This is a genomic window from Blastopirellula sp. J2-11 (genome assembly GCF_024584705.1).
Classification (GTDB): Bacteria; Planctomycetota; Planctomycetia; order Pirellulales; family Pirellulaceae; genus Blastopirellula.
Window position 1 is genome coordinate 4,413,220 of sequence record NZ_CP097384.1, and the last position, 15,380, is coordinate 4,428,599.

Genomic DNA, 15,380 nt, shown 5'->3' on the forward strand with positions numbered 1-15,380 from the left:
AGCGCGATGCTCGCATCACACGCGACTCGCTCAATCGAAAGAGGCGGCCGAAACCGCAAAACCCGACCTAAAGGGGGACCTATAAAGATTTCTGGAGCTGCTCGACTTGCTCGACAAGTCCCTTGTCGCGTACTTTTTTCGCGGCGATTTCGGCGGTTTTAGCGACGGAGACCGCTTCGTCACGACGTCCCGCTTTCAGCAAACGAGGTGCTAGCGTCAACGCATATTTGGCGACACGCTCCTGTTGCAACGAACCTTCGCTAGCAGCCGCTAGCTGAAACGACTTGAGGTCCCACTCCAGCGGGTCGATCGAAAATCGCTTCGCCCAGTCGAGAACGATCTCGTTGCAGAGAGGCAATTCGCCCCCCTTGGCCGCTTCGGCCAGCGCGTAGCGGAAGGTCACAAATTGCAGTTGGGCGTCATCGCCAATCGACTTTCCTTCGCTGAGCAACTTTTTCGCGAGCGCCGTGTGGTCGCTAGAACGCTTCGCATTGGCGAACGAACTCGCCCACTTCGCTTGAAACTTGGCGGTCGCGTCTGTCAGCGACGCGTCGCTGGGAACATCGACCTGCACCAACAAATCGTCAGCCAGATCGTAATTGTCGGTTGCGACCAACGGCAAATCCCCCACGTCGGCGCCGGCTAGTTTCGCCTCGTCCCACATCGCTACAGCGCGATCGACTCCACCTTCCGGAGCGACTAACAAGTAGCAACCGCGGATCAATTTTGATTGCGCGTCGTCCTCGGTCAGCCGTTCCGTCGCAAAGTGCATCGCCAGACCGGCGGGAAGTTCCGCCAGCGTGTAGCGTCGATTCTCTCCATTGACGCGAATGACCAAATAGTCAGCGCGATTTTCGACAATTCGCGCGACCGTCGAACCGACGGTCAGATCGGTATCGGCGGTTAAACCGGCCATCTCTTCACTGACGGCGGTCCAAAAAAGCTGAACATGGTCGGCCAACTTTTGCAGCCGCGCAACCTTTTGTTGGTGAGCGGGCAAAACGGCTAGCGGCGCCGCTTCGGCCAGCATACGCTGGGCATCATCCGGTTTGCGCTCGACGAGCGCTTGTCTCGCGGCGGTCAACATTTGTCCTAATCGGACGGCGGCTGATTCTTGGTCATTGAAGACTGCGACCATCGCAGGCGGCGAAGACGTCTCGGGAGCCGCACCCGGTTCTTCGACCGAGGTCATGACCGGCGCTGCGTTGCGCTGGCTCGGAGCGTATCGGCTCTTTTCATCGGCGAGTGCGATGTAAGTCGAAATGTCGGCGCCTTGTGCGGCCGCTTCTTTCCAAACGTCCATCGCGTGACCAGGATCTGCGATGTCGGAGAAGAGCAGAAACGAACCCTCGACCAGCTTCTTTTGCGCGTCGTCACCCGAGAGACCGTACAGCGCCAGCGCGCGGCGTAAACCTTCAGGCAAATTGGCCAGCTCGTACGATCGGTTCTGGCCTGCGACTCGCAAAACCAGGTGGGACGAAGTTTTGGAAGCGACGGTGAACTCGGTCGTGCCGACCTGCAATTGCTCGCCCCCTTGCAGCTTTTCCAGCGTGCTATCGACCGCATTATGGAAAGCGACCAGATTTTTGGCGAGTTGGTCGACTCGTTGAAATTCAGCTTCGCCTTGGTCCGTCTTATTCAGGGATGAGACGCCAGCCAGGGTCGTTTGCGCAGCCCCAAAATTCTTCGCCGCCAACTGGCTCCAAGCGGCTTCGATCGCGGTCTGAAGTTGTTGCTTTTCCGCTGCGGTCGGTTGCGGCTTGACCGGAGGTTTCGGCTTGGGCATTTCGCCCATCGCTTCTAACCGCTCGCCGGGATCCCCCAGACCAGGAATCGAACCGGCCAATTCTTCCGCAGTAGGACGTTTTCCAGGCTTTCGCTTCGGCTTCTTTTCTTTCTCCAGTTCGACAACCTCGGTCGAGGATTCCATCACTGGAGAAACCGGCGCAACCGGTTCCGCGTCGGCGACTTCCTGGGCTTGTTGGTTGGATTGCCAAACAACGAATCCCCCGACGGCGCCGCCGGCTAATAACAGCACCAGGACGGCGGAGATCCAAAACATTTTGGAACCCCCTTTGGCGCGTGATTTTGCGCGTTTGGCGGTCGAAGCGCTGCGACCGCCGACTTGGACCGGCGCGTCGCTCCCACTAGGAGCCGTCTGTGGTCCACCGGCGGTTCCCATAGGCGCGGACATCGGAGCGCCGCCGTAACCTCCCCCCTGAGAGGTTGGATAACCGGCCGGCGCCATGGGATTCGGCTGGTTCGGCTGCGCAGCAGGAGCGTAACCCGCATTTCCGCCGTATTGGGCTCCGCCGTACGGAGCGCCCCCATACTGGGCGTAGTACTGCTGCAGTTGTTGATCGTAAATTCCCTTTTGCGTCGGATTCTGCAAACAGGCGCGTGCCGCCGCGATTTCTTGCAAGATTTGCTGACGGGAACCTTCTTCCGCTCCACCATGTTGGGTTTGCACGCGCAGGAAGGCTTGTTCTCCCTGGGCGGAAATCAGCTGCGGATCGGTCTCGTAAGTCCGCAGGCCGAGCAGCGCGTAGTAGTCTGGGCGGCCATAAACGGAGAGTCCTAGCCAGCGGTAATACGGATTATTGGGATCGGTCATGACGGACAAATCATCGTGAATGGGGGCGGGAATATATCAATGGGGCGGCGTCACGACGGGGAGTGCCTCTTCTCCGTAGACGACGATGCACCTGCAAAAGTTTTCTTTGGACCGGGGGTCCTAGACCTTTGGGGTGGCGATTCTATCCAAACTCTATCATAGTCGGCGGCGCCATTTCCTCTCAAATGCGTCGCGGCGCGGCAATACGACTATTTCTTTTTCACCAAAGTATCCCCTCAGGTTTCGCACAAAATTTTACATAAATCTGCCATAATCCACTTTACCCGTTTATCGCCGGCAGACGAGAGCATCGATTCGTCATCAAAGTTTCCTGAAAACTTTTTCGGGCCGCACGTCGTCATGGTTGGTGATTAGCAAAATGCGGTGCAACAGGGCAAACCCGCAAGTGATCAGGCATTAGGTAGAAATATGAACAAGAGAACCACCGTCAGGTTTCGCTTCGTCGAATTTGCAATACTCTTGGCCATCGTCGGCGTGATGGGTGCGCTGTTGGTCGGACAACTAGGATCGTTCGCTGTGCAAGCTCAACCGATCGACTTCGCGCAACTCGACAAGCTGTATAAAGACGGCAATTACAAAGAAGCGTACGAAAAGGGGCGCCCCCTCTTTTTAAACGCCGACAGCGACGCCAACGAGATTCGCTCTCATCTCTACCAAATGATTAGCGCGCTGCAGCAATTGGCTCGCGTCGACGAACAGGCCGATTTCCTGGAAGAGGTTGTCGCCGCGCATCCCGAAAAGTGGCGCGTCATAGCGGCCGTCGCAGCGCAGTATCAAAGCGTCCAGCACTATGGACAAATGATTGACAACAAGTTCGTCCGCGGCGGCCGACGAAATCGAGGCCAATGGACCAACAGCATCGAGCGTGATCGCGTTCGTTCTTTGCAACTCTATGAACAAGCTCTCCCCTTGGTAGCCAAGGATGATCAGAAGGGAGAGGTCGCGACTTTCTATCAAGCGCTGGCGCAATTTGTCCTCAGTGGACGCAGCCACAACGAATCATGGCGTTTGCAATATCGGACCGAAACCGATGCGTTGCCCGACTACGAAGAAGGCTATGGTCGCGGCGGGCAAGCGCAAGGCGCCCCCGTCGATGAAACCGGCGAACCGATCTACTACTCGGAGCCCAAGTCCTGGAAAGCGGCGGCCAACGACGGCGAGCGCTGGCGCTGGGCCCTGGCGATGACCGTCGAAAATTCGCCGAGTCTGAAAGGTTACGCGCTGCGACAACGGGCCGATTTCGCCCAGCAGCAATTTGGCGTGCAAACGCTGCAGCGTTTCGGCTTTTGGCCCCGCGGCGGACAACAACAGGACGAAGGCGCCGACACCGGCACGTACGCACTGCACACGCTGAAAGAAAACGAAACGATCGCGCGTCTGGCCAACGGGGTCAAGCGATTTGAATTGCCCGACGAATTTAACCACGTCGCGCTCTACAAACAAATCATGGAAGACCAATCAGGCTACGCCGAGTCGACCTACGATCAACTGGCCAGCATCTTTGAGAATCGTCGGCAGTATCCGCGCGCCGCCCAACTCTGGCGCGACGCGATCGCCAAGTACGGTCCCGGCAACAACAACTATCGCAAGGATCGGCTGCAACAGATCGTCGGCAATTGGGGACAGTTCCAAGGAGGCGAGATCGCGCCCGCCGGACAAGGCGCCGAACTTCAATATCTGTTTCGCAACGGCAAAAAAGTGAGCCTGACCGCGTCGCCCATTGACGTCGAGAAGCTGCTTACCGATGTGAAAACCTATCTGAAGTCAGACCCCGACCGCGTCGACTATCAGCAAATCAACATCCAAGACATCGGTTCGCGCATCATCCATCAAGGGGGCGGAAAATACGTCGGCAAACCGGTCGCCAACTGGAGCGTCGATCTCGCGCCGCGCGAGCAACACTTCGATCGCCGCATCACGATTCAGGCTCCATTGCAAACCGCCGGCGCCTATCTGATCAAAGCCAAGATGGAGAATGGCAACGAGTCGGATCTCGTCGTCTGGATCGCCGACTCGGCGATCATCTCGAAACGTCTCGACAAAGGGGTGCTGTACTATGTCGCTGACGCGGTGACCGGCAAGTCGTTGGCCGGCGTCAATGTCGAGTTCTTCGGCTTTCGCCAAGACAATATTCGCGGCACGAACAAGTTTCGCGTCACCACGAAAAACTTCTCGGAGAAGACCGACGCCAACGGCCAAATCAAACTCGATGCGACCAAACTGGAAGATCGCATGCAGTGGATCGTGATGGCGCGACCCAACCAACATGGCCTCGCCTACATGGGCTTTCAAGGCGTCTGGTTCGGCCAACGTCACGATCCCGAATATAACGCGACCAAAGCGTTTTTGATCACCGATCGCCCGGTCTATCGCCCTGACCAAACGGCCAACTTCAAGTTTTGGCTCGGACACGCACAGTACGACAAAGAAGGCGCTAGCGAGTTCGCCAACCGTCAGTTCAGCGTGAGGATCAACAACCCGCAAGGGGACAAGGTCTATGACAAGCAACTGACGACCGACGAGTTTGGCGGGCTGGTCGGCCAGTGGCCGATCCCCAGCGACGCCAAGCTCGGCTCTTATACGATCTACACCGATCACGGCGGCGGAAACTTTCGCGTTGAGGAATACAAGAAGCCGGAATTTGAAGTCAAAATCGACGCTCCGACCGAACCGGTCATGCTGGGCGAAAAGATTGAAGCGACCATCACCGCCAAATACTTTTTTGGCGCACCGGTCACCAACGCCAGCGTCAAATACAAGATCATGCGGACCGACTATCGGCAAGATTGGTATCCGATCGCTCCCTGGGATTGGTTCTATGGCAACGGCTATTGGTGGTTCGCCTATGACTACAACTGGTATCCCGGCTACTCTCGCTGGGCCGGCTGCATGCGGCCTTATCCCTTCTGGCGTCCCTTCCCGCAAACTCCGCCCGAGTTAGTCGCCGAGCAAGAAGTAGAGATCGGCCCCGATGGCACGATCCAGGTTGAGATCGACACGGAGTTAGCCAAAGCGATTCATGCCGACCAAGACCACAAGTACACGATCACAGCCGAAGTCCGTGACAAGTCGCGGCGCACCATCGTCGGCGCCGGCGACGTCTTGGTGGCGCGAGAGCCGTTCAAGGTCTTTACCTGGCTCGATCGCGGCTACTACCAAGTGGGCGACACCGTTCAGGCAAATATCAAAGCGCAAACCCTCGACGGCAAACCGGTCGCCGGTCCCGCCGAGTTGGTCCTGTACAAAATCACCTACGACGAAGACCGCAAGCCGGTCGAGACCAAGGTGCAATCGTGGAACAAGAACGTCGGCGAAGAAGGGGTCGCTGACCTGCAGATCAAAGCTTCCGCCGCGGGACAATATCGTCTCTCGACGACGGTGACCGACTCCCAAAAGCATGCGATCGAAGGAGGTTTCATCTTCACGATCATCGGGGAAGGCTTCGACGGATCGCAGTATCGCTTCAACCATCTCGAACTGATTCCTGATAAGAAGGATTACCAGCCCGGCGACACCGTCAAGCTGCAGATCAACACCGATCGCCCCGGCACGACGGTCCTCCTCTTCGTGCGACCGACCAACGGCATCTATCTGCCGCCGCAACGGCTGGAACTGGCCGGCAAGAGCACGGTCGTCGACATCGGGGTCGTCAAAAAGGATATGCCCAACTTCTTTGTCGAAGCGTTGACGATCTACGACGGCCAGGTCCATCAAGAGACGAAAGAAATTGTCGTTCCGCCCGAGAAACGCGTGCTGAACGTCGCCGTCGCTCCCAATTCAGAAAAGTACAAGCCCGGTGAAGAAGCCAACGTCAAAATTACGTTGACCGATCATGCCGGCGAACCGTTTGTCGGATCGACCGTCGTTTCGATCTATGACAAAGCGGTCGAATATATCTCAGGCGGATCGAACGTCGGGGATATTCGCGAGTTCTTCTGGAAATGGCGCAGACACCACCAACCTTCGCTCGAAGATAGTCTCTCCAAAGCTTCCTACAACATCGTCCTGCCCAACCATACCGGCATGAGTTTCCTCGGCGTCTTCGGGCAAGGCGTCGCCGACGAGTTGAATTCGCTTGCCGATAATTTTGGGGGAGGAGCCGATAAACAAATGTTTCGCCGCGGCGGCATGGCAGGAGAGGCCATGCCGATGGCCGCGGCCCCCGGCATGATGATGGCGCGCGGCGCGATGGCGAAATCGGAAATGTCGATGGACGCCGCCGCCGAGCCCCAGGCAGACGCGATCGGTGGAGGCGCCGCCGCCCCGCCGATGGTCGAAGCGTCGGTACGGACCAACTTTGCCGATACGGCGCTGTGGGTCGGCGCGCTGACCACGAACAAACAGGGAGAAGCCGAAGTCTCGTTGAAAATGCCGGAGAACTTGACCACCTGGAAGGTCAAGACTTGGGCGATGGGCGACGGCACGCGTGTCGGCTCTGGCGAAGCGGAAATCATCACCACCAAGAACTTGCTGATTCGTTTGCAAGCTCCCCGCTTCTTTGTGCAAACCGACGAAGTTGTCTTGTCGGCCAACGTCCACAACTACCTGAAGACGGCCAAAGCGGTCCAAGTCTCGTTAGAAACGCCTGGCGGATTGCTTGAGCATCTTGATCCGTCGGAGCAGACGGTCAAGATCGAAGCCGGCGGCGAACTGCGCGTCGATTGGCGCGTGAAAGTGCTTTCCGAAGGAACCGCCGTCATTCGGATGAAGGCGCTGACCGATGAAGAATCGGACGCCGTCGAAATGAGCTTTCCGGCCAAAGTGCACGGCCTGCTGAAGACCGAATCGTGGGCCGGGACTGTTCAGCCCGAAGTCGATATGGCGACGCTCACCGTCACCGTACCGCAACAGCGCCGCATCGATGACAGCCGTCTGGTCGTCCGCTACACGCCGACTCTGGCCGGCGCGATGGTCGACGCGTTGCCCTACATGGTCGACTATCCGTATGGTTGTACTGAGCAAACGCTCAATCGCTTCCTGCCGACCGTCATCACGCAAAAAGTGCTGCTCGATATGCAGCTCGACTTGAAGGCGATCCAAGAAAAACGCAATAACCTGAACGCCCAAGAGCTGGGAGACGCCGCCGATCGCGCCAAACAATGGAAGCGATTTGAGCGGAACCCCGTCTTCGAGATCGAGACCGTACGCAAGATGGTCGCCGATGGCGTCCAGCGCCTGACCGACATGCAAAACACGGACGGCGGTTGGGGTTGGTTCTCCGGCTACAACGAACGCAGCTACCCGCATACGACCGCCGTGGTCGTGCATGGGCTGCAAGTCGCCCAAGAGAACGACGTCGCGATCGTCCCCAGCGTGATCAACGGCGGACTCGATTGGCTTTCGAGCTACCAGGCGACCGAAGTGCAAAAACTGCAAAACGCCGACGGCGAGAAAAAGCCCTGGAAGACGACCGCCGACAATACCGACGCGCTGGTCTACATGATCCTGGTCGACGCCGGCCGCGAAAACCGCGCGATGCGAGATTTCCTCTATCGCGATCGAACCCATTTGTCGGTCTACGCCAAAGCGATGTACGCGCTAGGCTTGCACAAGATGGCCGACGCCGACAAGTTGGCGATGGTGCAGCGCAACATCGAGCAATATCTGGTCACCGACATGGAGAACGAGACCGCCTATCTGAAGATGCCGGAAGACAACTACTGGTGGAACTGGTACGGCGATCCGATCGAAGCGAACGCCTACTATCTGAAGTTGCTCACCAAGGTCGATCCCAACAGCAAAACCTCGCCCCGTTTGGTGAAGTACCTGCTGAACAATCGAAAGCACGCAACCTACTGGAAATCGACACGCGACACCTCGTTGTGCATCGAAGCGATGTCCGACTACTTGCGAGCGACCAATGAGCTGAAGCCGGAGATGACCGTCGAGATTTGGATCGACGGCCAGAAGAAAGAAACGACCGAGTTCACCAAAGACAATCTCTTCACGGTGGACAACACGTTTGAATTGGTCGGCAAGAATGTCACCGGCGGCGATCACAAGATCGAAATTCGCCGCCAAGGCGAAGGCGCCGTCTACTTCAACACCTATCTCACCAACTTTACGCTCGAAGACTTCATCACCAAGGCCGGCCTGGAAGTGAAGGTCGAACGACGTTACTACAAACTTGTTCCCGAGGAAAAAGAAGTGAAGGTCGCTGGCGATCGCGGTCAGGCCGTCAACCAACGCGTCGAAAAATATCGCCGCGAACCGCTCGAAACCGGCGCCCAGCTGACCAGCGGCGATCTGGTCGAAGTCGAGCTCGTGCTGGAGTCAAAGAACGACTACGAGTACGTCATGTTCGAGGATCAGAAAGCGGCCGGGTTCGAGGCCAAAGACCTGCGCAGCGGATACAACGGCAACAGCCTGGGCGCTTACATGGAACTACGTGACGACCGCGTCACGTTCTTCGTTCGCCAACTGCCCCGCGGCAAGCACAGCCTAACGTACCAACTGCGGGCCGAAATCCCCGGCAAGTTCAGCGCCTTGCCGGCGATCGCCGAAGCGATGTACGCACCGGAACTAGTCGGCAACTCGGATGAAATGAAAATCTCGATCATCGATCAACCGTAAACGGCCGAAAAAAGGGAGCGAAAAAAGGGGACGGGGGCAATCCTGTTCGGCACGCGATTTGCGCATCAAGATTGAGTTGTGTTTTGTCTTGCCAGATTGGCAGGGCGAACGTTTGTCTCGACCTTGGATGCGGTGATGTTTTATCGTGCGTAAGCCTTCTCAAAATCAGAACTCGGACGACCAGCAGCCAATCCATCTGCAAGGCCTGAAGTACTTCGCCAAGCTTCGACCGTTGCTAGCCCAGCTGCATGACGACGCGACTGCTCGCGACACGGCGGGCAACCGAACTCTGCACTTCGACCAGTACTGCATGCTGGTGTTGCTTTACGTTCTGAACCCTGGCATATCGAGTCTGCGGGCGCTTTCGCAGGCGAGCGAACTCACGAAGGTTCAGGCGAAGCTCGGCAACGCGAAAGCGTCGCTGGGCTCGCTTTCGGAAAGTGCGCGGCTGTTTGAGCCGGAGCGGCTGAAGGCCATTATCGGGCAGTTGGCCGAGCAGGTACAAGCCGGAAAACTTGACTCCAAGACGGCGAAGTTCGCCCAAGGACTGATCGCGGTCGACGGCAGTGTGGTGAACGCGTTGCCTTCGATCATGGCCGCTTCGCTGCTCAAGCAGACGACTGGTTCGGCCGTCGTCCATTGGCGGTTGCACACGCATTTTGAGGTCGCCAGCTTCACGCCGCAATCGATTACCGTGACGCCTGACGGCGGCGGCGAACATGACGAGCGGGCGGTGCTCGCGCGTTCGCTAGACGCGGACAAGATCTACGCGATGGACCGTGGCTACGCCAAGTTCAAACTACTCAACGCGATCGATCAGCGCGGCAGCAGTTACCTCTGTCGGCTGCGCGATAACTCGAAGTACGACGTGCTCGAAGATCGCCCGCTGATCGACGGCGATCGCGCGGCCGGCGTGCTGAGCGATCAGACCGTGCTGCTGGGCAAGACGAGCAAGTTGGAGGATCGCCCCGATCACTTGGTTCGGCTCGTCTGCGTGAAGTGCACGCCGCACAAGAATCGGACCGGCGGCAAGGTGAAAGGATCGAAGGCGCCCAGCAGCGACGGCGTGCTGCGAATCGCGACGAACATGCCGTTCGCCCCGGCCGAGATCATCGCGATTCTTTATTCGTACCGCTGGACGGTCGAAATCTTCTTCCGTTTCTACAAGCAACTGATGGGCGGTGCGCACTTACTCAGCCATAGCAAAAACGGCATCGAACTTCAAGTCTACTGCGCGATGATCGCCTGCCTGCTGATGAGCCTGTGGGTCGGCGGCAAGCCGAGCAAACGAACGTTCGAGATGATCGGCTACTACTTCACCGGCCTGGCGAGTGAAGAGGAGTTGCTGGCCCACCTGACGAAAATCCGGAAGCAAGCCGCCGCGTCCGCAGAGGAAAAATCGTAGCGACAATTCCAAGAGTCCGCCGTAGAAGCGGTCTCCGCGTCGATGCTGCGCGGATGAAAAGCGAGTCGTTCGCTTGCACGACTCGCCAGCGTCGCGAAATTGCCTAAAGAGGTCGTGACTAGCTAGAATCAATGCCGGACACGGGAGCGTGCCGAACAGGATTGCCCCCGACCCCTTTTTATTAGCCGACCCCTTTTTATTAGCCTGGCCTTTTTCAGCCAGCGTCTTCTCTTTCTACTGCTCCCAGACTCAGAAGCAAGGAAGCAATGGAAATCGTTCCTCTTCATTCTTTGACTCGTTTTCGATGCGGCGGCCGATCGTCCGTGACTCTCCAAATAGAATGGGGGACGGCAGGGCATCAAGAATAGATTCGACGTTCCTTGCTGTTCTGGCCTCAAGACAACAGAGAGGGAAGAGAAGACGCCGACTGTGGGCACGCGAAATAGACTGTTCGTCAGTGCCGCCTGGTCGCCTGTTCTGATCTTTCCTAAGACCTGCTGGTGCAGAAATCAGGAGGGAGCTCTCTTCTGCCCGACCGGGGGGAGGAGGGCTAAATTCCCCGTTTTTTTGAATTGTTATAGTAAGCTTCCGATTGACCGTACGACTGGTTAATGAGGAACTGGCCCACTATGCGCTGTTTGAGAGCTAAAATGCCCGATTAGAGTCGCTTTCAAGGCGTTAAGACGAGAGTGCTCCTTCATCTATTCTGCATTTCAATTTTTCTTTTCCCAGGCAAAGCAGGCGGCCGTTTCCTTCTCACCCCCCATTATTATTCCCTATACTTAAGGTAAGTTTCTTATGTCGCCTCGCGCATCCCACACAGCCAGAAGTGGCTTTACTTTGGTTGAGTTGTTGGTGGTCATCGCCATTATCGGCGTGTTGATCGCATTGCTATTGCCTGCAGTGCAGCAGGCTCGGGAGGCCGCCCGCCGCATGCAGTGCGCGAATAATCTGAAGCAAATTGGCCTCGCTCTCCACAACTACCACGACACGTTTGGCTCGTTCCCCTCTGGCTATATCGACATTTCTGGCCGTACGGAAGTGGTCGACAACAAGGGGCATTGGTCGTGGGCCGCGTTGACCCTTCCGTTTATGGAAATGGGAAACGTGCACGATATTCTGAACGTCGGCCCAGCCTCCCCGTCCAACGTCCTGGACACCCAGCAAGAGGTCATGCAGGCACGCTACGCTGCATTCCGTTGTCCTTCCGATATCGGGCCCGATTTCAGCAGCACCACCGAATGCGCCGGCTGCTGTATCCAGAACAGCGGGAGTACGGAATTAGGGCATTCGTTGTCCAACTATCTCGGCATCAATAGTTCGGCGTTAGCTCGCGCGGATAAAGCTACTAACTACAACGATGGTACGACCGGGGCGACCGGTATCTTCTATCGAAACAGCGACACGCGGTTGCGCGACATTACCGATGGAAGCAGCAACACCGTGATGGTGGGCGAGCGCTGTTATCGCATCAATACGACCGACTATCTGGCGGGAGAACTGTTCGCGACCCGCGACTATAACGGCGGCGGTCCGGCTCATCGAGACCGTGGGGGCATGGCGGATCAAGGGGCGAGCAGGATTCTGGTGACCACTTATCACTCTCCGAATAATATTTGGGAACATGCAGACTCCTACCCGAAGTGGGAGGAGTCTGGCTTAAGTAGTCTGCACCCCGGCGGAGTCCAGGTTTGCTTTGCAGATGGGGCGGTTCGCTTCCTGCCGGAAACCACCGCCAGCAATGTCAGCGGAACCACCGATACGGTCATGGAATTTCTTGGCAGCATGTCCGATGGAAACGTGATCGGCGAGTACTAACCGCGCTCATTCTGAGCGTCCCCAGCCGGCGTCGATTGAGAAAGACGCCGGCCCGTCTAGTGAACTGCTTTACTCGTATTGCCGGACAGAGGAATTCGCGCCCGGCCTCAATCGGAGACTGAATCAATTGATCGCAACTCGCCAACAAATTCTAATCTCGTATGCACGACTGTCAGGCGTCGTCGCGCTTGTCTTGGCTGCGTTAACCGTGGGCTGTTCTAAACCGCCAGGCCCCGAGACAGGTTATGTGACTGGAGTCGTCACGCTTGACGGTAAGCCCATCGATAATGCCACCGTTAAATTTGAACCTGTCAACGCGCGCCCCTCCGTAGGCTTTACCGACGCGGATGGCCGCTATGATCTTATCTATACGGCAAGCCGAAATGGAGCCGTACTGGGAGAGCACCAGGTTCGCATTACGACTGCCAACGACGCCGGCGGCGGCGAAGGGGGCCAACCCTTGGTCACGGCGAGCAAAGAAACCGTTCCCGTCAAATACAACGTAAAAACGGAGTTAACCGCCCAAGTGGACGCCGGCAGCAACACCATCAACTTCGACCTAAAGACGAAATAGCCAGGCCGGGATAAAAAGGGGACGGTTTTCTTCTGGCGTAGCGGCCAGGCTAGGTTGAAAGCTTCGTCCCTGCAGTCGCCCTCAAGAGCACCGGACGTAAAAGGACCCCCGTCCTTTTGTCGGCTGCAAGTGGGCGATTGCTTGCTGGAATTCCACGTTATGCCTTTGCAAAGCTTATGGGCAAGCTTGGAAAAATAAACGAAGGTTATCTCGCCAGGGGAGTCATATTCGGTTCTCGATATTCCACTACGGGCCGCGGACGCGGGCCAAGATTCGGATCGGACTTGGACCTTCACTTCGCTAAAACCATTGGCGAGGGGGATGATAGCCTGGCCATGGCGGCTTTGAAATCAGCCATCGATGATTTTACAAAACGAACGAATATTCGAGTTGACGTCGGTGTAGCTAATTCGCCTGCGGAACTCAACTCTTGGTTGCGAACAGTTGTCAGACAAAACAATGCATATGAGAACTTGTGGTAATTGACTCATGTCTAGCGACATTTTCGTGGCTCTTACTGTTGATGGCGAAAAACGCGATCATCAGACACTGTTTTGGTGGGGCGCCAATCGGCCCAACCCGCGAAACCCTCGTTACGAATTGCATATTACTGGGCCCGACGTTCGCAGGAGATTCTTTCATGCCAACGTCCCCCTCGGTAAGAGCGCCGCGCCTCCGAGAAGGCAATGCGGGCTACTCAGACTGGATCAGTATCCGTTTCTTTTCACTGACTTTGACAAGGTCCGAATCGAAATCGGTAAGTCGAGCCCCACGCAGATTTTGCTGGTGGCCAACACGGTCAGTGAGCTGGAATTTGATGACAACGAGATCATCATGCGAGGCGAAGTTCAGGAGGCCGATTCAGTCTTGCGAGAACTCGAGGAGAGGGCTCTTTCACGATGGAAGACATGGAAGTGGAATGCCTGGGAATACCTCCGCAGTCAGTTTGCGCAGGATTACGAATCCCAAATCCCAGGTTTCTCCGTTGAAGTTCATCCCCGAGAAGATGGCCAAGGGCTTGAGTTTCGAGAACATACGTTTGGAAACCCATCGTTCCCTGCGGAGGTAATCGAGGGGGACTCGATTGAGTTATTCATGGATGGAGTTGAGCACGATTACCACGCTATTCTATTATTGGGACAGGACGCTTATTGTGCGATGAACCCGAACTTTGAATTACGAATTCGTGGAGATGCGATTCGAAGCAGGTTTTTTTATCGAATCCCTGTCGGAAGCTATAAGGAGGGTTTTTTTGGTGGTGGATTGGTCTCTTACGAAGCAAAGGAAACAAGGTCTTTTTTTTCCGATTTCTGTAGTCTCCGCAATAGTTTTGGAGGAGGAGAGTCTGACAAGAGTATCCTGTTGATCAACAGTGTCTACGAACTAGTTGTCGAGGAAGATGAAATCATTGCTTTTGGGGACATTGTTCCATTAGGGCAATAGATAGATTGAGGTGGTGCCCGAAATGGAGGCGCGCTGGTGTCTTATTTTAGGCCAGCCCCTGTTCAAAAAAGTTTCCAGACAAAAGGCGTCCTGTGCAAAAAGTAAGTGCGCGAGATTGGACCGATGTGAAATCTCCGGCGATCACCATTCAATGTCAGGCGGAGCGCCGCGTATCTAGAATGTTCCAGCCGCCCGCCAGGATTCAGTGCGATTGCTTAACGATCAGCGCAGCAGGGGGCGGGGGTCTTTTTAAATGCCCGGTACATTCGAGGGTGACCACGGGACGTAGCGCATGTCTCCAACATGGCTGATGCGCCCGAAAAACCTCCGTCCCCTTTCCTTTCTCGTGCATGAATGAGTCTTCAACAGTCTCTGCATTCAAATTAGGTAGTTAGAGCGAATGAGATTCTTTCAATTATTTTTCTTGATGGTTAACGTCTCGGCAATTGGGTGCGGAGCTCCGCCATCGGCCCCGACGTTTCCGGCAATTGAAAGAGTCACCGCTCAGGTTCACTCATCTCGCGAAATGAGCGTCCCGGAAATCGAGAAGGTGGAGGTTCCCCCAGAAGACACCATGGAGGTTTTGCGAATGGTCCTTCCCGTCACCTTTAAGAAGGATGGAATTCGACCTCACCTAAACTTCCACATTGCCGACGTGTATCTGCACCATAAGGACTCTTCGGTTACCAAGATTGAGGTACGATGTACGGGTCACAATCCTGCGGCGGTCACCGTCGACGGCAGTAACTATTTTTACGCCTCCATAGACGGTCCGGCTGATGGCGCCAGGGGACTTGTTGATCTACTGATGATGATTGATTTCAAAGAGAAGAAAAGCGAGCAAAGCGGAAACGATTAGGACGCAGCTGCCTGGAGGTTGCGGTAGGACCGCCCGTTGCCGGGCGGCCCCCGCGCAGATCTGTAGGGGTAAA

Annotated in this window: 7 protein-coding genes; 6 read left to right on the forward strand and 1 reads right to left on the reverse strand. The window is 56.3% G+C overall.

Annotated elements, in window-relative coordinates; genetic code table 11:
* Positions 1-79: 79 nt before the first annotated feature.
* Positions 80-2,614, reverse strand: a complete 2,535-nt coding sequence (locus M4951_RS17455) for a hypothetical protein (protein WP_262022923.1) — start codon at positions 2,612-2,614, stop codon at positions 80-82.
* A gap of 429 nt (positions 2,615-3,043) precedes the next feature.
* Between M4951_RS17455 and M4951_RS17460 the strand changes: the two genes are divergently transcribed.
* The 6 genes from M4951_RS17460 to M4951_RS17485 all read left to right on the forward strand — a co-directional run bounded on the left by M4951_RS17460 (position 3,044) and on the right by M4951_RS17485 (position 15,307).
* On the forward strand, positions 3,044-9,208 hold the full coding sequence (locus M4951_RS17460; RefSeq protein WP_262022924.1) for an alpha-2-macroglobulin family protein: 6,165 nt from the start codon (positions 3,044-3,046) through the stop codon (positions 9,206-9,208).
* 145 nt (positions 9,209-9,353) lie between these two features.
* Positions 9,354-10,613 (forward strand): IS4 family transposase, encoded by a 1,260-nt coding sequence (locus M4951_RS17465; RefSeq protein ID WP_410050398.1) that lies wholly within the window; start codon positions 9,354-9,356, stop codon positions 10,611-10,613.
* 798 nt (positions 10,614-11,411) lie between these two features.
* Complete coding sequence (locus tag M4951_RS17470) at positions 11,412-12,431, forward strand: DUF1559 domain-containing protein (RefSeq protein ID WP_262022925.1); 1,020 nt, start codon at positions 11,412-11,414, stop codon at positions 12,429-12,431.
* A gap of 127 nt (positions 12,432-12,558) precedes the next feature.
* Positions 12,559-13,005: a carboxypeptidase regulatory-like domain-containing protein gene (locus M4951_RS17475; RefSeq protein WP_262022926.1), complete on the forward strand. Its 447-nt coding sequence runs from the start codon at positions 12,559-12,561 to the stop codon at positions 13,003-13,005.
* A 489-nt stretch (positions 13,006-13,494) separates the two neighbouring features.
* Positions 13,495-14,448 carry a hypothetical protein gene (locus tag M4951_RS17480; RefSeq protein ID WP_262022927.1) on the forward strand — a complete coding sequence of 318 codons (954 nt, stop codon included), beginning with the start codon at positions 13,495-13,497 and terminating at the stop codon, positions 14,446-14,448.
* Positions 14,449-14,848: 400 nt separating this feature from the next.
* Positions 14,849-15,307 (forward strand): hypothetical protein, encoded by a 459-nt coding sequence (locus tag M4951_RS17485; protein WP_262022928.1) that lies wholly within the window; start codon positions 14,849-14,851, stop codon positions 15,305-15,307.
* Positions 15,308-15,380: the final 73 nt, after the last annotated feature.

What these genes read in the sequence shown, in the direction of transcription:
- M4951_RS17455 (WP_262022923.1), bottom strand. Translation starts at nt 2,614, where the DNA reads ATGACCGATCCCAATAATCCGTATTACCGCTGGCTAGGACTCTCCGTT.
- M4951_RS17460 (WP_262022924.1), top strand. Translation starts at nt 3,044, where the DNA reads ATGAACAAGAGAACCACCGTCAGGTTTCGCTTCGTCGAATTTGCAATA.
- M4951_RS17470 (WP_262022925.1), top strand. Translation starts at nt 11,412, where the DNA reads ATGTCGCCTCGCGCATCCCACACAGCCAGAAGTGGCTTTACTTTGGTT.
- M4951_RS17480 (WP_262022927.1), top strand. Translation starts at nt 13,495, where the DNA reads ATGTCTAGCGACATTTTCGTGGCTCTTACTGTTGATGGCGAAAAACGC.
- M4951_RS17485 (WP_262022928.1), top strand. Translation starts at nt 14,849, where the DNA reads ATGAGATTCTTTCAATTATTTTTCTTGATGGTTAACGTCTCGGCAATT.